The organism is Hoylesella nanceiensis DSM 19126 = JCM 15639 (assembly GCF_000379965.1).
Lineage (GTDB): Bacteria > Bacteroidota > Bacteroidia > Bacteroidales > Bacteroidaceae > Prevotella > Prevotella nanceiensis.
Map to the genome: position 1 here is coordinate 234,925 of NZ_KB904331.1, position 22,113 is coordinate 257,037.

Consider the following 22,113-nt stretch of genomic DNA (forward strand, 5'->3'; position numbering starts at 1 on the left):
GCAACAAGTGCTTTATTTAAGAGAGCTCTAACTTGAGTGCTTCTTTTAAAGTTGCAAGCGAATGGTTATTTTTAAGCAGCTTTGCAAAGATCTCTCTGTCGGTCAATATGGGTTTTAACTCTTCTTTCTTTGCCAAACGAAGCGATATTTTCACATCTTTATTCTTGAGGTCTTGCGCCATAGTTACCTCTAATCGGACAAGAATCTCATTCATTTGGGTAAGCAATATTTGGTTATCTACTACCACTTCGATATTGGGTAGCGTGGTGATATGCAACTTCATATTTTTCATACGCATTGCCATTGCCTTCATATTGGGTGGCATTCTGTTGCACATCGATATCCATTTCTCTCTCAAATCTTCGTCGGTGAAAGTAGAAGTCTGCTCTTCTGTATTCACTAACTCTTCATATTCCTCTTTTGCAGCATTGCTTCTTGTACCCATTCCTTTTGACGTTACAGCCAAATCTGAAATCTTTAAGCGGGGACGAGAAGGGTTATTGCTAGCCTTAGGTTGCTCTGTCTTAACGGGAGTTGTAGGCTCTTTGGGTTGAGACACGATGGGTTGAACCGCCTTTGGTTTATCGCTTACAGACACCTGCTTATCTGTTTGGGTGCGATTGCTGGCAGTTAATAGCTTAAACAGGGTTTTTAAACTCTTAGGGCTGCGCCCCGATGCATCTGAATCTGCATCCTCTGGCTGGGTGATTTGCGCCACCTGAATAAGTGTTAGCTCAACAAGTAGGGCCTTATTGCTACTTTGCTTATAGTTGATGTCGCACTGATTGAGGAGTTTTAAAGCCTTATATAGGAACGTTGTAGGGCATTTTGCCGCCTGTTCTTTATATCTTTGTCGTAAAGAATCGCTTGTTTCGATTAGAGAAACGGTCTTTTCGTCTTTCGACATCAATACATTTCGAATGTGAGCAGCAAGTCCTACCGATATATTTCCATAGTCGAATCCTCTAGAAACAATAGAATTGAGCAATAACATCAATTCGCTTACCTTGTTTTCAAGAGAGAAATCAATCATTTTAAAATAGTTCTCAACATCTAATACGTTGAGATCTTCAAGCACTTTAGCATAAGTTATGTTGCCTTGAGCAAACGAAGCGGTTTGATCAAAGATTGAAAGTGCATCACGCATACCGCCATCTGCCTTCTCAGCAATAATGGTTAAAGCTTCAGGTTCGTAAGTTATTCCCTCTTGCTTTGCTACACTTTCGAGGTGATTCACAATGTCTTGCACTGTCATTCGTTCGAAATCGTAAATCTGACAACGTGAAAGAATGGTTGGAAGAATCTTATGTTTCTCTGTAGTTGCAAGGATAAAGATAACGTGTGCGGGTGGTTCTTCGAGCGTTTTCAAGAACGCATTGAACGCAGCTGTCGACAACATGTGCACCTCATCGATAATAAACACCTTGTATTTGCCCACTTGTGGCGGGATACGTGTTTGCTCCATAAGGGCCTTTATGTTCTCAACTGAGTTATTACTTGCCGCATCTAACTCAAAAATATTAAACGAACGTTGTTCATTAAAGGCTGCACAACTTTCGCAATGGTTACACGCTTCGCCTTGAGCAGTTGGTGTAAAGCAGTTGATTGTCTTTGCAAAAATACGGGCACAAGTGGTCTTTCCCACTCCACGAGGTCCACAAAAGAGGTATGCATGCGCCAATTTATTCGCCTTAATTGCATTCTTTAGTGTTTCTGTTAGTGCCTTTTGCCCCACCACTGTATCGAAAGATGCGGGGCGATATTTACGGGCTGAAACTATATATTCTTCCATATTGTGCTCTTTTTGCTCAATAACAATATCTCAAATAATATCGTATTGCTACAAAATGTAATATCTTTTATAATAACATCATTTGTTGCAAAGTTAGCTATTTTTATTCTCTTTCGTAGTGTTAGAACGAAAAAAATATTGTAAGTTTGTAGTCTATGAATGAAAATTTACAGGATAAAAAGATCGCAGTATTGCTTTCTGGAGGCGTAGATAGTTCGGTTGTACTTTACGAATTGGTACAACAAGGCCTCCACCCCGATTGTTTTTATATCAAAATTGGTCCAGAACAAGAGGAAGAATGGGATTGTTCTTCTGAAGAAGACCTTGAAATGGCGACCGCTGTTGCACACCGTTTCGGTTGCAAACTCGAAGTAATTGATTGCCATAAGGAATACTGGGACCAAGTAACTAAATACACTATGGATAAGGTAAAGGCAGGTTTTACACCTAATCCCGATGTAATGTGTAATCGATTGATTAAGTTTGGCGCCTTTCATGATAAGAAAGGAAAGGACTATGACTTAATTGCTACAGGCCATTATGCCCAAACTGAGATTATAAATGGCAAGAAATGGCTGGTTACAAGTCCTGATCCTGTAAAAGACCAAACCGACTTTTTAGCTCAAATATACGATTGGCAACTTAAAAAAGCCATATTCCCTATTGGGCACTTTCAAAAAGATGAGGTGCGAGTTATTGCCGAACGTGAACATCTTATCAACGCTAAAAGAAAAGACTCTCAAGGTATTTGCTTCTTAGGAAAAATCAATTACAACGATTATATTCGCAAATATTTAGGCGAAAACATTGGTGAAGTACTCGAATTGCAAACAAACAAGCGCATAGGTCAGCACAAAGGCTTGTGGTTTTACACCATTGGACAGCGTCATGGCTTAGGTTTTGGCGGCGGACCGTGGTTTGTTGTGAAGAAAGACGTGAGTAACAACATCTTATATGTAAGCAAAGGATATGAGCCAAGCAGTGCATTTAAATCTGAATTTGGCGTTAGCGACTTCCATTTCCTTACCGAAGAGGTTGACTTAAGCAACGTTACTTTCAAGATAAGACACACTCCTGAGTTCCACAAAGCACGCATGGAGAAAATCAACGACAATGAATATCGTTTGTATTCTGAGTGCCCAATACACGGAGTTGCACCAGGACAGTTCTGCGTTGTGTATGATGAAGAGCACCATCGATGCATCGGTTCGGGTGAAATAAGTATTTAAGTAGACCTTATTATATTATAGGAGGGAATGTAATGGAACATTTCTTCCTTTTTTATTGCTTATGAAACAGAATGAAATAATAGAATTATCGCCCTACCACTCGCCTATTGGCACCTTGCTATTGGGCAGCTACGAGCAGTTTATTTGCTTGTGTTTATGGGAAGAAAGTGCATCTTTTGAAAAGAGATTACAAAAGATTCAAACCCTAAGCGGTGCATCGTTCGTTCATAAGTCTTCGCCTATTATTGAAGAAACAAAGCGTCAATTAGACGAATATTTCAATAAAAAGCGTTCTAAATTCCATCTTCCCATTCACTTATGGGGTACTTCTTTTCAGCAAGCAACGTGGAATGAGCTGATAAAGATACCTTACGGAACAACCATTTCTTATAAAACTCTTGCTCAAAAGGTTGGAAATGAGCAAGCAGTTAGAGCAGTTGCCAATGCCAATAACAAGAATTTCATTTCAATAATTATACCCTGTCATCGAGTGATAGGAAGCAAAGGAGAACTGGTTGGCTATGCAGGCGGATTGAATAAAAAGGCTTTTTTATTACAATTAGAGCAACAAAATCAACACAACAAGTCTGCCTCTCTATTCAAAGAAGACGACTTCTTGAAATAAAGAAGATATGCGATTGCAACAAGGGGCGATGCAATCGAAAAATAAACTCAATGTAATTTGAATGTAAAAGCGATGTAATTAAGCGGTAAAAGGAATGCTTTTACCCACTAAAAGCTATGCTATTAGCAAGCACTTACAAAGCTATTACGAAATAAGGGTTGTGCAATTAAAAGGAAAGGACTTACCAACAAACGTGCCAGTCGTTAGCTAATTGCTCCATATTGTCGTACACCACGGCTGCACCTCGTGACGAAAGAGCCTCATTTGGCAATGGTCCACTATTCACAGCAATGGTCAATATGCCTGCAGCAACACCTGCACTAACTCCTAATGGCGCATTTTCTACAACCATAGCTTCGTGTGGTTGCAAGCCACCAGCCTTCAATAATCCTTTTAAATAAGGGTCGGGAGCAGGCTTTCCTCTTGTTACATCATAAGCTGAAACAATTTTTTCACGCACAATAAAGCCTTCGAAATCGGTTAAAAGACGCTCGATTAAAGGCTTTTGAGCACTTCCTGTAACAACCACAATTTGCAGTCCTGCATCCTTAATCTTATGCATCAACTTTAAAACTCCAGGCATAATGGGTGCTGTGGGCAATGTTTCGAACACACGAGCCTTTTCATTATACATGCGTAGAGCCTCATCTTCATCAATCGTTTCGTTGCGTTGTTCACGCATCAAAATCTGTATTGTTTCAACACCTCGCATGCCTTCGTATTGATAAGTCATCTCTGCAGGCACGTCTAAACCAAACTTTTTCATTGCTTCTTGCCACGCATAAGTATGATTTTTCATTGAATCATAGAGCACTCCATCCATATCAAAGAGTACAGCTTTGGGCTTAAAGGTTGATAACTGATGGTCTTCTTTATACTGATGAATGACTTGTTGAAACATAACTATAAACAAACGTCTTGATGGTTGATTGATGATTTTAAAAGAAAAGTTTACAAGTGAAGAGCACCTTTGGTATTTCTTTTATTTCAGATATAGCCAAGATGTCTCTTAACTTGTAAACTTATAGTATATAACTACTTATTGTTCGCTTTGCAAACGCTCTTTAATAGCTTTGCTTTCAGCTTCATATCCTGGTTTTTCTAACAACGCAAACATGTTCTTTTTGTATGCTTCTACACCTGGTTGGTTAAATGGATTAACCTCTAAAACATTACCACTGATACCGCAAGCGATTTCAAAGAAGTAGATAAGTTGTCCTAAATAATATTCGTTTAGTTGTGGAACGGTTACTAAGATGTTAGGTACTCCACCGTCTACGTGTGCTAATTGGGTACCAAGTTCTGCCATCTTGTTCACGTCATCTACACGTTTTCCTGCTAAGAAGTTCAATCCATCGAGGTTTTCTTCATCGCTTGGGAACAACAATGTGTGGTTGCTTTCTTCTACACTAATAACGGTTTCGAAGATAGTTCTTTCGCCTTCTTGAATCCATTGACCCATAGAATGAAGGTCAGTAGTGAAGTCGCATGATGAAGGATAAATGCCTTTGTTGTCTTTTCCTTCGCTTTCGCCATATAATTGCTTCCACCATTCGCTAAAGAAGTGAAGCTTTGGTTGGTAGTTCACCATGATTTCGATTTTCTTACCCAACTCATTATAAAGGCCATTGCGCACTGCAGCATATTGAGCAGCAATGTTTTCGCTGAATGGAACGTCTACACCTGTTTCCTTTTCCATATCTGTTGCACCCTTAACCAATGCTTGAATATCGAATCCAGCGCATGCAATTGGAAGCAAACCTACAGGAGTTAAAACTGAGAAACGACCACCAACGTTATCTGGAATAACGAAAGTTTTATAGCCTTCTTTAGTTGCTGCAGCTCTTGCTGCACCCTTTGTAGCATCGGTAATAGCAACAATTACGTCTTTAGCCTCTTCTTTTCCTCTTTGATCTTCACATTGTTTCTTTAACAAACGGAATGCAAGAGCTGTTTCAGTTGTTGTTCCTGACTTTGAAATATTGATGACTCCGAATTTCTTTCCTTTAAGATATTGGCTCAATTCATAAAGATAATCTTCGCCAATATTATTTCCTGCAAATACAATTGTAGGGTTCTTTGGGTCTTGAACTAACCAAGAAAAAGAGTTACTTAGGGCTTCGATAACGGCACGAGCACCCAAATAACTACCTCCGATACCTGCAACTACGATGGTATCGCATTTTTCTCTCAATGTGTTAGCACAATCTTGAATTTCTTGAAGAAAAGCTGTTGTGATTGAAGAAGGTAGATGTAACCAACCTAAAAAATCGTTTCCTGGACATGTACCTTGTTCTAATGCTTGTTGAGCAGCCTTCACTTTAGGTTCATAAGCTTGCACTGCGCCTTGTGAAAGGAATGATGCAGCCTTACTAATGTTTAATTTTATTTTCTTCATATCTGAAATTTTTAAATTTTATCTGAATGAGTCTGTAAGCAATTTTATTTCTACTTGAGGCGAAATACGTTCATACAAAATGTTATAAACGGCATCAAGTATGGGCATGTTTACATGCAAATATCTATTAATTTCTTTCATGCACTTTGTACCGAAATAGCCTTCTGCAATCATTTCCATTTCTATTTGGGCACTCTTTACACTATATCCTTTACCAATCATTGTACCAAAGGTTCTGTTTCTACTAAAGTTTGAGTAGCCAGTAACCAATAAATCTCCTAAATAAACAGAATCATAAATGTTTCTTGGGATATCTTTCACTGTCGAAAGAAAACGATTCATCTCTTGAACCGCATTGGAAATAAGGACAGCTTGAAAGTTATCACCATACTTTAAACCACTACATACACCCGAAGCGATGGCATAAACGTTTTTAAGAACTGACGAATATTCAATTCCAAGTACGTCTGTGCTGGTCTTTGTTTTAATGAATTTCGACGAAAGAATATTGCTAAAAGCATCTGCTTTCTCAATATCTTCACACGCAACAGTGAGGTATGACAAACGTTCTAGAGCCACTTCTTCTGCATGAGAAGGCCCTCCTATGCACGCAATGTTCTCGTATGGCACATCATAAACTTGATGAAAATAATCCGAACACGCTAGGTTTTCGTCTGGAATAATACCCTTTATGGCCGTAATGATAAACTTATCACGCAAACGTGTCTTGAGTTTACGCAGATGATTCTTTAAATAAGGAGAAGGAGTAACAAATACTAATGTGTCATATTGCTCAACAATAGTATTTATATCTGATGAAAAGAATATTTGATTAACATCGAAATGCACACTAGTTAGATAGGCAGGGTTATGTCCCAAGCGTCGAAACGTCTCTATTCTGTCGTCTCTTCGCATATACCAACCAATGTGTTGAGTGTTATTTACAACAATTTTTGCAATAGCTGTTGCCCAACTACCGCCTCCAATTATTGCTATTTTTCCGCAATCAAACATATCTTCTGTTTATTCATAATAAAATATTCATAACCCACATCATCTCTATTTAGATTGTAAACAGAAATGACATGAGTTACGAATAACTAATTATGCATTACTTGAAGCTTTGTCAATCCATGCTTGAAAATCTTCAACTTTAGGATTATCTAGCCCCAATTTATATTTTTTATTAACGCCGCAAACGTCCATTTGCAACTTTTGTGCCTTCAAATCTTTGATATCTGACACTAAATTATAACCTGCTTTATTGAATAAAGGCACCCATTCTGCATCTACACCGATAGCTTCCCAATCTGCAACAGAGCTTCTTGGAATAGTCTTTTCGGGACGCATTTGTGGGAATAACAATACCTCTTGGATTGCAGTTTGACCAGTCATTAACATCACCATACGGTCAATTCCGATACCAATACCTGATGTTGGGGGCATACCATACTGCAAAGCACGCAAGAAGTCCTTATCAATAATCATCGCTTCGTCATCACCTTTGTCAGCTAAACGCATTTGTTCAACAAAGCGTTCCTCTTGATCTATAGGGTCATTAAGCTCTGAATAGGCATTAGCAAGCTCTTTTCCGTTCACCATAAGCTCGAATCTTTCAGTTAATCCTGGCTTAGAACGATGCTTTTTAGTTAGTGGTGACATCTCAACAGGATAGTCGGTGATGAATGTAGGCTGTATAAATGAACCTTCACAGAACTCTCCAAAGATTTCATCTATTAGCTTACCTTTACCCATTGATTCGTCTATTTCGAGGTTAAGTTTATTGCAAACCTCTCTAATTTCTTCTTCTGAAAGACCATTTAAGTCGTAACCTGTCTTCTCTTTAATAGCATCTAAGATAGGTAAACGACGATAAGGAGCCTTGAAACTAATTGTTTTTCCGTCTACAACTGTCTCTGCAGAACCATTAACAGCAATACAAATGGTTTCTAAAAGCTTCTCTGTGAAGTCCATCATCCAGTTATAATCCTTATATTGAACATAAAGTTCCATACAAGTAAACTCAGGATTATGGGTCTTGTCCATACCTTCATTACGGAAGTTCTTACCAATTTCGTACACACCTTCAAAGCCTCCAACAATCAATCGTTTTAGATATAGCTCGGTTGCAATACGCATATACATTTCTGTATTTAAGGCATTGAAATGTGTTATGAATGGACGTGCAGATGCACCACCTGCAATTTGTTGTAGAGTTGGAGTTTCAACTTCTGTGTAACCCGCTTCATCTAGAACGCGACGAAGGGTCTTTATGGCAATAGCTCTCTTCAAGAAAGTATCCTTAATACCATCATTTACAACCAAATCTACATAACGTTGACGATAACGAAGTTCGGGATCGTCGAACTTATCGTATGCAACATCGTCTTTATATTTAACGATTGGAAGTGGTTTTAAGCTCTTACTAAGTAGCACTAGTTCTTTAGCATGAACCGAGATTTCACCAGTTTGAGTTCTAAACACAAAACCTTTCACTCCTATAAAGTCACCAATATCAAGCAAACGCTTAAAGATGGTGTTATATAAGTCTTTATTTTCGTCAGGACAAATATCATCTCTTGTGATATAAACCTGTATTCTTCCCTTAGAATCTTGAAGTTCTGCAAACGAAGCCTTACCCATAATGCGTCGGGTCATCATTCTTCCTGCAATACAAACCTCACGTTGTTCATCTTCTTTGAAGTTTTCCTTTATCTCTACAGAATAAGCGTTTGTGGGATACTCTGCTGCTGGATAAGGGTCAATGCCCATGTCTTTCAATTCTTGCAAGCTTTGTCTTCTAATAATTTCCTGCTCACTTAATTCTAAAACGTTCATAGTTCTTTTATGCGGTTGTTTATATAAACAAGGCCAACTCAGCTATTACAACTATTTTTGCAACGCTGAAACCTTTTTAATTACTTTATTAATTTGTTGCAAAAATACAAAGAAAATATGACATTGCCCAATATTTTAAAGGTTTATTTATAGCTTAATTCCGATGTAAGATGGCTTTAACAAAATGAAAAGAAGAATTCTATTTTGCACAAAAAGAAATGCAGATAGAATCTTCCTTATGACACATTACGGCATAAAAAGCAACTTTTCGTTCTTTGTTCTTTATTTTATTGTTATTACCTTTGCATCGAAATGAAATTTACAGGTGAACTTATATCGCTGGGAGTTGCGTTTTTATGGACCCTAGCATCTATTGCTTGCGAGGTAGCAGGAAAGCAATTTGGAGCTGTTATCCTCAATGTTTGGAGAATGTTATTAACCTTCTTTGCCCTCATTCTTTTCCTTTGGTGGGCAATGGACAATCCCTTCCCTATCTATGCCAGTACCAACACCATTATATGGTTGATGCTTTCGGGTGTTGTGGGCTATTTCTTTGGCGACTGGTGTTTATTAAAAGGATATCTAATTATCGGCGCACGATATGGTCAATTGATTATGACTCTCGCCCCACTCTTCGCTGCTTTCTTTGCATTTACCTTTCTTCATCAAACGCTTACATGGCAAAATCTGTTAGCAATGCTCGTCACTCTTTCGGGAATAGCTATCGCTCTGTTGGGCAAGGGCGAATCGAATAAAATCTCTTTGCAATTGCCTTTAAAAGGAGTTTTATTTATGTTAGGTTCTGCTTTGGGGCAAGGTTTGGGCTTAGTACTAAGCAAAAAGGGATTAGATTTATACATTAACGACATGCCTCAGCACCTTTTGCCCAGCGTAAGCATGTATATGCCCTTCAGTGCCAACCTCATTCGTTGCTTTGCAGGCTTGCTTTGCTTTGGCTCTTGGTTGATTATTAGAAAAGAGATGGGTACTTTTACCCATTCAATTAAAGACTCTAAAGGAATGAGTATGACTGTCGTCGCCGTGATTTGTGGTCCTCTTATTGGAGTTGGTTTCTCGCTTATGGCAGTACAATATACCGCTGCGGGCATCGCAAGTACCATTATGTCACTCACACCTATTTTGATATTGATTCCTGCTAAATTTGTATTTAAACAAACCATTGGCATTAAAAGCATTATAGGCGCAATTGTCTCATTCTTAGGACTCTTGCTATTCTTCTTATAATCTCAATGCTTTTAGCTTGTAATATGATTGAGTTTGCAGTGTAAAAGCATTGCTTTTGAGGTTTAATAGCTATGTAATTAAAAAGTAGAAGCAGAAGATTCACTTGGTATCTCCTACTTCTACTTACTCTAAAAGTGTGCTAAATAAACTTTTTCTTGCTTCTTTTATTTTGCAATGGAATGTTGAACAAATCGCTGTTCTGCCATTTTTTCATACTTAGTGTTAGGCATTCCATAGTTAGCAAAAGGATAAATGCTTATTCCTCCACGTGGAGTAAAGTAGCCAATAACCTCTATATACTTTGGATTCATCAACGAAATAAGATCTTTCATGATGATATTTATGCAGTCTTCATGAAAGTCTCCGTGGTTTCTAAAGCTGAAAAGATAAAGCTTTAAGCTCTTACTTTCCACCATTTTTTCATTTGGAATATAAGCAATTCTTATTTCGGCAAAGTCGGGTTGACCTGTAATGGGGCATAAAGAGGTGAACTCTGGACAGTTAAACTGTACCCAATAATCGTTTTGAGGATGCTTATTTACGAATGTTTCTAACACTTCTGGGGCATAATCCATGCTGTATTTGGTGTTATTTCCCAAATGTTTTAAGCCCTCTTTTTCTCTTTCTTCAGACATACTTACTATATAATAAGGTGAGATATTACTAATAATTACAATTTAAAAATCTTCCAAACACGATAATCTATCGCTTCATCATAAGCGTCTTCTTGCTCATATTTCTTCACTTTCTTCACAATATAGATGGTTAAAGGCAACACAAGCACTTCGTAAAGTGTCTTTAAAATAACTTGCCAAAGCATCAAAGCAGGTAGAGCTTCGTTTGGAACTACACCATAAAGAGCAAGTGGGAAGAAGATAATTGAATCGACTCCTTCGCCTAAGATAGTACTAACAATTGCTCGCAAAGAAAAGTTTTTGCCTTGAGATTGTAGCTTCATTCGGCTCATTACATACGCATTTACAAAAGATCCGCATAGGAATGCCAAGAAAGAAGCTGCCGCAATACGAGGTGCTAAACCAAAAATTTGATGAAAACCTTCTTGATTTGTCCAATAAGGAGCACCTGGAATAATGTCACAAATTGCACCAAAGAGCACAAAAAGGAAGTTCATTGCAAAGCCAAGCCATATCAATAAGCGAGCTTTTGCATATCCCCAAACTTCACATACACAATCGTTGATGATGTAAGAGATTGGAAATACAATCAAACCACCTGTTAAACTAATACTACCAACTGATATTTGCTTTGTTTCTAACACGTTTGCCGTTATCAAACAAACGCAAAAGAGTATACCGAAAAGCATAAACAGTACACTCACAGTTTTACTATTTTCTTTCATTTTCTTGTTTTTTACGAGGTTTACCAAGCACTCATTTACTTTAAAAAAGCGGTGCAAAGTTACATAAAAGATTGTAAATTGATTGCAATAAAAAAATATTTTTATAACTTTGTCATACTATTCAGAGCGGATAAAGATGAAAACTTGTCCTCAAAAGAATCTAAAAAAGCTATTTTAAAATAGCATTATTCATTTAAAAAGATTAGAATTATGAAGAAACTGATATTATGCAGTGTCCTTGCTGCAAGCATTTTCCCAAGCTTTGCGCAAGTTAAAAAGGCAGTAAAAGCACCTGTTGCTCTTATAAAAGGTACCTGCCCAGAAAACGTTAAGAAGGTTTATCTACTCGATATGCAAAAGAATCAACGTATAGTTGATAGTGTTGATGTTGTGAAAGGTAACTTCGTTGTGAAGTATAAGCCTGAAAACAAGGATCAATTCTTTGGTATTGGAAAAGATGAAGACTTTGTTATTTTCGTTATGGACGGCAAACCTTTGGAGATAAATCTTAACAAAAACACGCTCAAAGGCTCTCCTCTTAACGAGAAACTCAGCAAATATAACGCTGCACTCGACTCTATTAACGAGCCAGGAAAGCAGATTTATGCAGATTATCAAAAGGTAGTTAGCGATAATTCGCTTAGCGATACAGAGAAAACAACACGTGTAAACGAGTTGAGAAAGAAGTTTATGGATCTTCATAACGCCTCTTCTCTATATTATAAAAAGGTAATTAACGAGAATAAAGACAACATTCTTCCTGCATTATACATTAACTATGTTACCGATGCCGTTACAGAATCGGAGTTGAATGAATTGCTTAAACCAACTCATGTGTATGCTAATCACCCTATGCTTTCAGCATTAAAGCAACAATTAGCAGCCGAAGAAGCTAAACAAAAGATCATTGGACAACCATTTATCGATTTAACTTTGAACGATGTAAATGGTGTTTCGCACAAATTAAGCGAGTATTGTGGTAAAGGAAACTATGTTCTTATCGACTTTTGGGCAAGCTGGTGCGGACCATGTAGAGGTGAAATGCCTAACGTAAGAGCTAACTTCGAGAAATATAAGGATAAAGGTTTCAACATTGTTGCTATTTCATTCGACAGCAAAGCTGAGTCTTGGAAGGACGCAATTGCTGAAATGAAGATGAATTGGGTGAACCTTTCAGACCTTAAAGCATGGCATAGTGAAGCTGGAAAGGCTTACAACATCAATGCAATTCCTTCAAGTTTACTTGTAGATCCACAAGGAAAAATCGTTGCAAGAGACCTTCGTAGCGAGGCACTTGGCGAGAAACTAAAAGAAATTTATGGCTTTTAAGTAAAACTTCAAATCTTCAAATAGAACACACAAAAATTAAAGGTTCGGTGGATAACACATATTATTTCATCGGATCTTTATGCTTTTTACAAAACAAGTATAAATAAGTTGTTTTATAAGAATTGCGCTTTTAAAATCAAAAGCAAGGCTATTTAAAACAGAAAGCAAAATCATTCAATACAAATTTGAAAAGAATCAAAATTAATTAATACATACTATTTTATGAAAGAAAATAAAAATTACATCCTGCCCCTTTCCATTTTGGGATTGATGTTCTTCTCAGGAGGCTTCGCAGCAAGTGTAAATGGAATCTTAATTCCTATCCTAAACCAGTCGTTAAAAGTGTCTTCTGCAGGTGCATATGCCCTCATTGCAGCTATGTTTATACCTTTTGTGCTGTTCGCTTACCCTGCAGGTCAACTTATAAAGGCCATTGGTTACAAGAAAACAATTGCCTTTTCTTATGCTATTTACGCTGTTAGTTTCCTCATCTTTGTGGTTTCTGCAAAGCAAGAAAGCTACCCTCTTTTCCTTGCAGCATCATTCTTAGGCGGTATTGCTAACACCTTTTTGCAAGCAGCAATTAACCCTTATATCACCATATTAGGCCCTATTGAGAGTGCAGCAAAGCGCATAAGCATCATCGGAATACTTAATAAATTGGCATGGCCAATATCTCCTTTGTTCATTGCAGTAGTGCTTGGAAGTACTCTCGACATCAAAGTTACACAATTAGATCTTCCTTTTTATATCCTAAGCGGATTGTTCTTGCTTCTTGGTTTGATTGCTCTTGTTTCTCCATTACCAGAAATTAAGGCTACAGGAGAAGACGATTCTAACGAAGAAGGATCGCAAGAAGTGACACAATATGCTAACAGCAAGACTTCTATTTTGCAGTTCCCACACCTTGTATTGGGTAGTATTGCTATTTTCTTCTACGTTGGTGTAGAAACAATTGCATTAGGTTCAGTTATCGACTATGCTAAAACGCTAGGACTTGCAGCGGCTGAAAACTACTCATGGATTACCCCTATTGCAATGAGTATTGGCTATATTGCGGGCATATTGTTCATTCCTAAGTATCTAAGTCAAAACACTGCGCTTAAAATTTGTGTTATTATTGCACTCATAGGAACCATATGTGTGGCTACTCTTCCTGCACATTTAAGTATCTATAGCATTGGTATTGTGGCTCTAGGTTGCTCGTTAATGTGGCCTGCGTTGTGGCCTTTGGCAATGAAAGATCTTGGTAAGTTCACAAAAACAGGTTCTTCTCTTCTAACAATGGGCTTGTTCGGAGGTGCTATTCTAACTCTTCTTTTCGGTTGGTTTAAAGATCTTTTCGGCGCACAAAACGCTTATTGGCTTTGTCTTCCTTGCTTCATTTACATTGCTTTCTACGCATTTAAAGGTTGCAAGCTAAGATAATTACAAATAAGAGATACTCTCGAAGTATCTATAAGACATAAGAAAAGGGGTCTAAAACAATTCGTTTTAGACCCCTTTCTTTTTGTATTAGAATATATCCCCATTACCTATGGTTGGCAATTGCATTGTTATTACGCCTTAAAAGCATTGAGTTTGCGCCCTAAAAGCATCGCTATTAGCATGCAAAAGCATTGCCTTTTCTATCTGCTTAAGTTACATTCTATTCGCAATCTCTTTCTTTTATAAGAGGATTAGATATGCATAAAAAGATAGCTCATATAAGCAAAGAAAACACCAATAAGCACCAAGCCTTCCCAGCGTTTAATGGTGTATTTGGTATAAGAGAACACCCATAAAAGCAACATTGACACGATGAGAAGAGCAAAATCGAGCATGGTGATGCCGTTGATTTTCATTGGAGAGATGACACCTGTTAAACCCAAGATAGCTAAGATATTGAACACGTTTGAGCCCAACACATTACCTATTGCAATGCCACTATTACCTTTTTTTGCCGCTACTACGCTTGTAGCAAGCTCGGGAAGCGATGTTCCACCCGCAACAATTGTAAGTCCAATAACAGCCTCACTTACTCCAAGTTGTTGTGCAACGAAGGTGGCAGAGTCTACAAATAGGTTACTTCCAATAATCAATCCTGCCAAACCGCCAATGATAAATACAACCGATTTCAAAACACTTGTATTCGCTAACGGCTCATTCTCATCTTCATCTCCACTCTTTGCATTCTTCAATGTGAATAAAAGGAAACCTAAGAAAGTGGCAAAAAGAATGGCTGCATCTATTCTACTGATGCTTCCATCGAAGCATAATCCAAGTAAAAGCAATGATGCGAAGCAAGCAAAAGGAATGTCTTTTCGCACTGTTCCTTTAAGAATAGCAATGGGAGTAACGGCTGCCGACACGCCAACAATGAGCAAAGCATTGAAGATATTGCTACCAACTACGTTACCAATAGCAAGGTCGGGGGTTCCTTTTATTGCAGAAACAAAGCTCACAAAGAACTCAGGCATTGACGTTCCCGCTGCAACTATCGTTAAACCGATAACGATTTGCGACACTTTCATGCGTTGAGCAAGAGCTACAGAGCCTTTTGTTAAGATGTCTGCGCCTAATAAAACCACTGCTACACCTATTATAATAAGGAGTATGTTTAATATCATAATATTCGAATAAATAAATCTGTATTGTAAAAAAAGATATAAAACAAAAGCATCCACCATTGTCTTTCTAAGTCGAAAGGTATTAGAGGACGCTTTGTTTTGATGCTAACAACGTTGTTATTAGTAAATATTTTGTGGTTTGTTGCTTTGCTATCGGGGACTTTCACAAGGTTTTCCCCATACGAAAGTCGATAGTTTTCCAACAAATTATTATTCTTCTTCGCTAGAAGGATCGTTATTTAACAACTCTTCGAAATCGGTATAACCATTCTTTACCAATAGGTTGTACCATTGAATAAGCTTCTTAATGTCGCTATCGTGTACACGATCACGATCGTAAGAAGGAAGAACAGTAGAGAAATACTCGTGAAGTTCTGCCTTAGAAGCTTTTTTATAGTTAAACGAACTCTCTTTGCTTTGTTCTTTTTCACCTACACTTTTCAACACTTTCCACAAAGGAATATCGTCTGCATCGGTATACATTGCAATGTCAGAGAGGCTTGTTACTCTATCAGTTGCAAAGATAGGAAGGCGTTTATGTTGGTCGTCTAGGGTCTCAGCAATAAGTCCTGTATTGCTACGTGATACCAATTTATAAAGTCCGGGCTTACCCGCAATAGATAAAATTGTCTCCATAATCTTTCTAATGTTTTTATTCTTGTATTTTACTTAATATTTCGTTTAACTGTATTTCTACGTCTTTTATTCCGTCATTCACCAACTCAAAGTCGGCTTTTGCAATGACTTCATCTTGATTGAGCTGCTTTGTTATCCACTGAAGGGCGGCTTCTCGGGTGATATTGTCACGCTGCATAATGCGTGATATCCTTGTTTCTAAAGGTGCACTAACGCATACTACAAAATCAATATCGATTCTTTTATCGAACCCACTGTCGTATAATATGGCGCTTTCAATCCACTCTAATCCGCTATTTTCAAAGTCTTTTGCCACCGCAGGGTGCACAATATCATTTAAAGCAGTAGCATTTTGAGGCGAAGCTAATAAGAACTTAGCCAACAATGCTTTATTTAGGACATCGTTTTGATAAGCCTCTTTTCCCACCAAATCAACGATTTTCTGCTTCACTTCTTCGTTTTCACGCATCAGTTTCTTTGCAGAACGATCGCAATCGAATACCTCTATTCCCTTTTGTTGAAGTATTTTCGCAACGAAACTCTTTCCTGTTCCAATGCCACCTGTTAACGCAATAACTCGCTTGGCGGGCTTTTCATTTAGCAGTTTCATTGCTGTTCTATTAGATAATCAACCTGATTGGTTTCTAATCGTGCGTTAGAAATGTTCGAAGGGAATGTTTTTAGAACGATGGTACATTTATCTGATGGATTCTTTTGCATCTCGTTATAATCTACTTCCACTCTAAATCCATTTGCAGAGACGGTTCTATACCTGCTTGCTCCTACCGAATAAAGCACCTTTACACGTGATGGGAAGGTGCGAAGAACCTTTCCTTGTGGCATATTCACTGCCGTAATGGGCACTTCTATGGCTTCTTCTGTTAAGATATCGGGATACAATGTCAACTTAACTGTATTGGGAACGATCTTCACTCCCTTTATAGTTTGAAGCTCGACTGTCTGCTGTATTGTATCAACCATATTGGTGATGTGGAGCGATTTCGTATAGATATGGGTGATACTATCGAGCAAATGCTTGCTAGCATATATCGTTACACGCTCGGGATTGAATCGAACTTGTGAAAGATAGTAACCACTTGCGGTTCTAATGGTACCCTTTAAGCGGATTGAAACCTTTTTAGATAAGCCGTAATTATAATAAAATTCGAACTTATCTGGCTTGATTGAGGTAATTTGTGTCGATGCATAAAGAGATTGTAGAATGCACTTTTGAATGTCTGCATTAGGCACTTGACCGATATATCCATTCTTATTGGCATACGTTGAGAAGTTAACTGCAATGGAACGTAGCTTATCTCCGTATAAATAAGGTAGCAATGCAAAGCCTTTGTCACGCAATGTAACTCGCACACTATCTGGAAGTGGCGTTGTGATCACCGCATTTTGAGGTACGTTCGCTAAACGAATAGGAACGGATATCTCTTTTTCTACAATTTCATTTAATGCTATTGAGAGCCAAAAGATGGTACTAAGAAACAAAAAAAACAAGAAAATGAGAAACTTCTTATTAGCAAAAGCCAATAAGGAATTCCTCACTTTCATTATATTTTTAAGTATCTTATTTCTCATTTAGCATGCTTATGCCTTGTTTTCTGCTTGAGATGCAAGGTCAGCAAATACGCTTGCTTTGTCAACAGTCAATACAACTCCCTTGCTAACTTCAACGTCTACCTTGTTAGTTGTTAAGTCAATGTGCTTAACAACACCGTAAATTCCACCTCCAATGATTACTTTTGTACCCTCTGCAAGGCTATTTTGGAAGTTACGAGTTTCCTTTTGACGTTTTTGTTGTGGACGAATCATGAAGAACCACATGATTACAAAGATTACAACCATCATGATTAAGAAAGATGATTGTCCACCTTTCGCTGCTCCTTGAGCTGCTAAAAACAATATATTCATTTTGCTTTAAATATTTAGTTTGTTAATTATTCGTTTTATTTCAACACCATATAATAAGAGACTTGCATTGGTCTTTCAACTTATTGTTGTTGTCCTCCGTTTGCTTGTTCGTTCTTTTTAGGTGAGTTCATCATTTTAAACATCTTGCCAGTGTCTAGCAAAAAGCGAGCAATAGCATCGAGCATACCATTGATATAGCCACCACTACGAGATGTACTGTACAATTTTGCAAGGTTTACATATTCATTTATGGTTACACTTACAGGTATACTTGGGAACGTTAGCATTTCTGCTATGGCAATTTGCATAATTACTACGTCCATATAAGCTAAGCGAGAGAAATCCCAATTGCGACTTGTTTCGCTCATATAGCTTTGGTATTGGTCTGCATTTAAAATGGTAGCACGGAACAGTTTGCGTGCAAATTCCTTATCTTCTACGTCTCTATACTCAGGAAGAAGCTCTTGTTGTTCCTTTTTTGCTTCGTCAAACTTCTTTATTGTCTTAATAACAAAGGTGTCAACTATCTCTTTATCATCATTCCAATATAAGCTTTTCTCTTCTAAAAGGGCATCAAGATCAGGATTATCTTGTATTATTTGGCGATAAAGTTTGCGCCAAAGCTCCTTATCTTCATCGTAAGTAGATGTTGATGTCGACATATATTCAACATAAGCACTACTTTGTTCAATTGTATTACATAAGCGTCTAACAAATTCTATGTCGTCTTTCCAACTTTGTTTTTGGTGCTCTAAGAACTCATTTAGCATGAGATTCTCTTCCAATTGCAACGCAAACTTATTGTTAACAAATTTCTGTGATGGTGCAGGTGTGCCTTCTCTAACCGCTCTAAGTGTAGCAACTTCAACCCTTAAGCGCTCTTCTTGGGTTATTGCAACAATCAAAGCAAGCAAATAATTATATAGATCGTAAGCCTTAGAGATACTGAATAGTAATTCTTTCTCAGCGTTATCCATATTTTTATTGCCGTTTTGATAGTAGGCATAAGTCAACTGAACCACTTTAATTCTTATCAATTCACGATTTATCATGTTGTAAATAAGTTTGTGTTTTTATATCTGTGTTTTTTGAAATGCTATATTTTTGAGAGACAAACGACAGTTGCGACCAACTTAGTTTATAGCCTCTTATGATGCTGCAAAGGTACTTTTTTTCTACTGAATAAACAAAAAAACACTTCTAATAATATGCTTTTTTTATGCTATTGTGTATATTTCGAGAAAAAAGCATTATCTTTGCACCGCTTTTTCGTGGCACATCTATATCTGAGAAAGATTCTCGTGTGATGGCGAATTAAGGCATTTTATTTATAAACACTTAATTTAGAGTAACACAAAATGAAAGAAATTAATTTAACAGGTCAACTTCGTAGCGACCTAGGAAAGAAGGCTTCAAAGTCTTTAAGAAAAGAAGGTCTTATCCCATGTAACATGTATGGCATCGCAACAACCGATGGAAAGCCATCAGCTTTCTCATTCACTGTGCCAATGACAGAGCTTCGTAAGCTTATTTACACACCACACATTTACCTTGTTAACTTAACAGTTGATGGTAAATTACACACAGCTATCTTGAAAGAAATTCAATTCCACCCAGTAACAGACGCTGTTCTTCACGTTGATTTCTTAGAAGTTAATGAAGAAAAGCCTATTACTATTGGTCTACCAGTTAAACTTGTGGGTCTTGCTCAAGGTATTAGAGATGGTGGTAGAATGAGTCTTTCATTGCGTAAGCTTAACGTTAAAGCTCCATACAAATCACTTCCTGAGCACTTAGACGTTGACGTTACAGCTCTAACAATCGGTAAGAGCATCAAAGTTGGACAACTTTCATACGAAGGTTTGGAACTTGTAACAGGTAAAGACGTTGTTGTTTGCTCTATTAAGATGACTCGTGCAGCTTCAATGGCAGCACAAGCAGCAAAAGAAGGTAAATAAGATACATTGACATTTTCTAATTATTAGAAATGGATAAATACTTAATTGTGGGATTAGGGAACCCAGGTTATGAATATGATAACACCCGCCACAATGCCGGTTTCATGATATTGGATGCCTTTGCGAAGGCATCCAATATTGTTTTTAGCGACAAACGATATGGCTTTGTTGCTGAAACCACATTGAAAGGAAAAAAGATTTTCTTGCTAAAGCCAACCACTTTTATGAATTTAAGCGGTAATGCTGTTCGCTATTGGCTCAACCAAGAGAACATTGATCAAAAGCGTTTACTTGTTATTGTAGACGACCTTGCCTTGCCACTTGGTACCCTTAGACTTAAAGCAAGCGGCAGTAATGGCGGTCATAACGGCACAGGTCACATCCAACAGCTCATCGGTCAGCAGTATGCACGATTGCGTTTTGGAATAGGTAACGACTTTTCGAAAGGAAAACAGGTTGATTGGGTATTGGGAAAATTCACCGATGAAGAACTAACAACGCTACAGCCCCAAATCGATATGGCTGTAGAAATCATTAAAAGTTTTGTTCTTGCGGGAGTAGATATCACCATGAACCAATTCAATCGCAAATAGAACACATTGTAAAAGAAGTTGAATAAGTGCGTATGGAAGCAAGAATTGATAAATGGTTGTGGGCTGCACGTATTTTTAAAACCCGCTCATTAGCTGCCGATGCGTGTAAGAATGGAAGAGTAACATTCAACGGAAGCACCATAAAACCAAGTAGAATGATTAAAGAAGGCGACACAGTTCATGTGAAAAAATCGCCTATCACCTACTCGTTCAAGGTATTAAAAGCCATTGAACAGCGTGTTGGTGCAAAGCTCATTCCTGAGATTTACGAGAATGTTACAGACCCAAAGCAATACGAATTACTTGAGATGAGCAGAATAAGTGGTTTTGTTGACAGAGCAAGAGGAACGGGACGACCCACCAAGAAGGAGCGAAGAGCACTTGATGCGTTTGTTGAACCAGTTATATTTGGTATCGACGACGACTTCGACGAGCTTGATTAAGTCCTGCAAAGCCTCAATGCAAACACCTCAAAAGCACTTCAAATCAAAACCAAAAGTTTGCATCTCATTAGCCAATTCATTCGAATAAGAATGTAGCGATGATGCTTTCGTATTTAAAAAGAAAAAAGAATGTTTTTCGATACAATTTCTTTTAAGGAGTAAGAGCAATGCTTTTACTGCATAAAAGTAATGGTATTACACCTCAAAAGCAATGCTTTTATAGTGTAATACCATTGTTTTTTTATTCTAATAAGAATGTGCATTTTACGAAATTAGAAAGTTCTTGATTTTCAATTCGATATCAATTCTACTCCACTTTCCCTCTCTTAGAGTTCTATCTCAACTCGTATAACCATTTTTTATAAAAGCGTTTAAATCGCCATTTCAACGTAATCCAAAGATTATCTTTTATACTTATACTCGATTTAAACGTGCCTATATGACTCCCTTGCGTTGCAATAGTGGGCTGACACCAATAATATTTCAACTTATTTTCGTGCAACAACTTAGCATGATACCAGTCTACAGGAATATCCATCGCCTGCTTTTCCAATTCATTTATAATCAGTTCAGCTCCTTTTTTGTTGATATAATAAGCCCCAGCCATACGATCTCTGTCGCCAGGATATAACACTTTCCCTCCCACTCTCTTACTTTTGGGAACAAAACGAAGGCGAGTGTCTTCGTAAGAAATAATCGAAGGCTTTTGTTCTTCGCTATTCAATTCGGTTAAACTCTTATTGAATATATCAATAAAAAGACATGGGTCGAGCTGAATATCGTCTTCTAATATCAATGCCCCATCGAGGTTTTTCGCTATAATTTCTTTACAAGCCAACACGTGTTTGTATGCACAAGAAGCGGTTGCACCTGCCTTATGCATGTCACCGGCAAAGTATTTATCAAGAATTTCGGGAGTTAAATCGACAATATCTCCATCGAGAATCCACGAAAAAGGAATATTCATCTTCTGCAACATAGCTTTAATATGTTGCTCTCTGTCTTCATATCCTTTCTTAACATGAAGCACAAACACTGCTTTATTCGTAAGGTTTATTTCCATTTCTATATGCTCTTAAATCTAAGTATCAACAAAAAACAGAAACAAAAATACATATAATTATCGAGAAACCCT

22 protein-coding genes are annotated in these 22,113 nt (G+C 37.6%); 8 read left to right on the plus strand and 14 right to left on the minus strand.

Going from position 1 to position 22,113, the window contains the following annotated elements:
• Positions 1 to 16: 16 nt before the first annotated feature.
• Complete coding sequence (locus tag A3GM_RS0107105) at positions 17 to 1,792, minus strand: DNA polymerase III subunit gamma/tau (protein ID WP_018362697.1); 1,776 nt, start codon at positions 1,790 to 1,792, stop codon at positions 17 to 19.
• Positions 1,793 to 1,947: 155 nt separating this feature from the next.
• Between A3GM_RS0107105 and mnmA the strand changes: the two genes are divergently transcribed.
• Positions 1,948 to 3,021 (plus strand): tRNA 2-thiouridine(34) synthase MnmA, encoded by a 1,074-nt coding sequence (gene mnmA, locus A3GM_RS0107110; RefSeq protein ID WP_018362698.1) that lies wholly within the window; start codon positions 1,948 to 1,950, stop codon positions 3,019 to 3,021.
• A gap of 61 nt (positions 3,022 to 3,082) precedes the next feature.
• Complete coding sequence (locus A3GM_RS0107115; protein WP_018362699.1) at positions 3,083 to 3,646, plus strand: methylated-DNA--[protein]-cysteine S-methyltransferase; 564 nt, start codon at positions 3,083 to 3,085, stop codon at positions 3,644 to 3,646.
• A gap of 181 nt (positions 3,647 to 3,827) precedes the next feature.
• Here A3GM_RS0107115 and A3GM_RS0107120 read toward each other — a convergent pair whose 3' ends face one another.
• From A3GM_RS0107120 to lysS, 4 genes are all read right to left on the minus strand, one after another.
• Positions 3,828 to 4,547, minus strand: coding sequence for an inorganic diphosphatase (locus A3GM_RS0107120; RefSeq protein ID WP_018362700.1), 720 nt, complete (start codon positions 4,545 to 4,547; stop codon positions 3,828 to 3,830).
• Positions 4,548 to 4,685: 138 nt separating this feature from the next.
• Positions 4,686 to 6,044, minus strand: a complete 1,359-nt coding sequence (locus A3GM_RS0107125; RefSeq protein ID WP_018362701.1) for a glucose-6-phosphate isomerase — start codon at positions 6,042 to 6,044, stop codon at positions 4,686 to 4,688.
• Positions 6,045 to 6,062: 18 nt separating this feature from the next.
• On the minus strand, positions 6,063 to 7,058 hold the full coding sequence (locus A3GM_RS0107130) for an NAD(P)H-dependent glycerol-3-phosphate dehydrogenase (protein ID WP_018362702.1): 996 nt from the start codon (positions 7,056 to 7,058) through the stop codon (positions 6,063 to 6,065).
• Positions 7,059 to 7,148: 90 nt separating this feature from the next.
• Positions 7,149 to 8,882 (minus strand): lysine--tRNA ligase, encoded by a 1,734-nt coding sequence (lysS, locus tag A3GM_RS0107135; RefSeq protein ID WP_018362703.1) that lies wholly within the window; start codon positions 8,880 to 8,882, stop codon positions 7,149 to 7,151.
• A gap of 312 nt (positions 8,883 to 9,194) precedes the next feature.
• On the opposite strand from lysS, the gene A3GM_RS0107145 reads away from it, so the two are divergent.
• Entirely contained in the window at positions 9,195 to 10,127 is a 933-nt protein-coding gene (locus A3GM_RS0107145; RefSeq protein WP_018362704.1) for a DMT family transporter, read from the plus strand.
• A gap of 164 nt (positions 10,128 to 10,291) precedes the next feature.
• Here the strand turns inward: A3GM_RS0107145 and queF are convergent, their stop codons facing one another.
• Both queF and A3GM_RS0107155 read right to left on the minus strand, forming a co-directional pair.
• The gene (gene queF / locus A3GM_RS0107150; protein ID WP_018362705.1) at positions 10,292 to 10,762 is read right to left on the minus strand and encodes a preQ(1) synthase; all 471 of its coding nucleotides are present in this window, start codon (positions 10,760 to 10,762) and stop codon (positions 10,292 to 10,294) included.
• Between the two features lie 35 nt (positions 10,763 to 10,797).
• On the minus strand, positions 10,798 to 11,487 hold the full coding sequence (locus A3GM_RS0107155) for a queuosine precursor transporter (RefSeq protein ID WP_018362706.1): 690 nt from the start codon (positions 11,485 to 11,487) through the stop codon (positions 10,798 to 10,800).
• A gap of 210 nt (positions 11,488 to 11,697) precedes the next feature.
• Here A3GM_RS0107155 and A3GM_RS11130 point away from each other — a divergent pair, with 210 nt between their 5' ends.
• Positions 11,698 to 12,816, plus strand: a complete 1,119-nt coding sequence (locus tag A3GM_RS11130) for a TlpA disulfide reductase family protein (RefSeq protein ID WP_018362707.1) — start codon at positions 11,698 to 11,700, stop codon at positions 12,814 to 12,816.
• A 222-nt stretch (positions 12,817 to 13,038) separates the two neighbouring features.
• Positions 13,039 to 14,244, plus strand: coding sequence for a glucose/galactose MFS transporter (gene gluP, locus A3GM_RS0107165; protein WP_018362708.1), 1,206 nt, complete (start codon positions 13,039 to 13,041; stop codon positions 14,242 to 14,244).
• Positions 14,245 to 14,495: 251 nt separating this feature from the next.
• Here gluP and A3GM_RS0107170 read toward each other — a convergent pair whose 3' ends face one another.
• From A3GM_RS0107170 to nusB, 6 genes are all read right to left on the minus strand, one after another.
• Complete coding sequence (locus A3GM_RS0107170) at positions 14,496 to 15,425, minus strand: calcium/sodium antiporter (RefSeq protein ID WP_025830004.1); 930 nt, start codon at positions 15,423 to 15,425, stop codon at positions 14,496 to 14,498.
• 210 nt (positions 15,426 to 15,635) lie between these two features.
• Positions 15,636 to 16,061, minus strand: a complete 426-nt coding sequence (locus A3GM_RS0107175) for a DUF5606 family protein (RefSeq protein WP_018362710.1) — start codon at positions 16,059 to 16,061, stop codon at positions 15,636 to 15,638.
• Positions 16,062 to 16,077: 16 nt separating this feature from the next.
• A complete protein-coding gene (gene coaE, locus A3GM_RS0107180) occupies positions 16,078 to 16,671 on the minus strand; it encodes a dephospho-CoA kinase (protein WP_018362711.1) in 594 nt (197 codons plus the stop codon).
• Positions 16,668 to 17,651 carry a CdaR family protein gene (locus tag A3GM_RS0107185; protein WP_018362712.1) on the minus strand — a complete coding sequence of 328 codons (984 nt, stop codon included), beginning with the start codon at positions 17,649 to 17,651 and terminating at the stop codon, positions 16,668 to 16,670. The genes coaE and A3GM_RS0107185 overlap by 4 nt, the downstream gene beginning before the upstream one ends.
• Positions 17,652 to 17,660: 9 nt before the next feature.
• Positions 17,661 to 17,984, minus strand: coding sequence for a preprotein translocase subunit YajC (gene yajC, locus A3GM_RS0107190; RefSeq protein WP_018362713.1), 324 nt, complete (start codon positions 17,982 to 17,984; stop codon positions 17,661 to 17,663).
• An 80-nt stretch (positions 17,985 to 18,064) separates the two neighbouring features.
• Positions 18,065 to 19,036, minus strand: coding sequence for a transcription antitermination factor NusB (gene nusB / locus A3GM_RS0107195; RefSeq protein WP_018362714.1), 972 nt, complete (start codon positions 19,034 to 19,036; stop codon positions 18,065 to 18,067).
• Positions 19,037 to 19,342: 306 nt separating this feature from the next.
• Between nusB and A3GM_RS0107200 the strand changes: the two genes are divergently transcribed.
• From A3GM_RS0107200 to A3GM_RS0107210, 3 genes are read left to right on the plus strand one after another with little or no spacing between them, the layout of a single operon-like run.
• The gene (locus A3GM_RS0107200) at positions 19,343 to 19,942 is read left to right on the plus strand and encodes a 50S ribosomal protein L25/general stress protein Ctc (RefSeq protein ID WP_018362715.1); all 600 of its coding nucleotides are present in this window, start codon (positions 19,343 to 19,345) and stop codon (positions 19,940 to 19,942) included.
• A gap of 29 nt (positions 19,943 to 19,971) precedes the next feature.
• Positions 19,972 to 20,535 (plus strand): aminoacyl-tRNA hydrolase, encoded by a 564-nt coding sequence (pth, locus tag A3GM_RS0107205; RefSeq protein ID WP_018362716.1) that lies wholly within the window; start codon positions 19,972 to 19,974, stop codon positions 20,533 to 20,535.
• 32 nt (positions 20,536 to 20,567) lie between these two features.
• Positions 20,568 to 20,978 (plus strand): RNA-binding S4 domain-containing protein, encoded by a 411-nt coding sequence (locus A3GM_RS0107210; RefSeq protein ID WP_018362717.1) that lies wholly within the window; start codon positions 20,568 to 20,570, stop codon positions 20,976 to 20,978.
• Between the two features lie 334 nt (positions 20,979 to 21,312).
• On the opposite strand, the gene A3GM_RS0107215 is transcribed toward A3GM_RS0107210, so the two are convergent.
• Entirely contained in the window at positions 21,313 to 22,041 is a 729-nt protein-coding gene (locus tag A3GM_RS0107215) for a glycosyltransferase family 25 protein (RefSeq protein ID WP_018362718.1), read from the minus strand.
• Positions 22,042 to 22,113 lie beyond the last annotated feature (72 nt).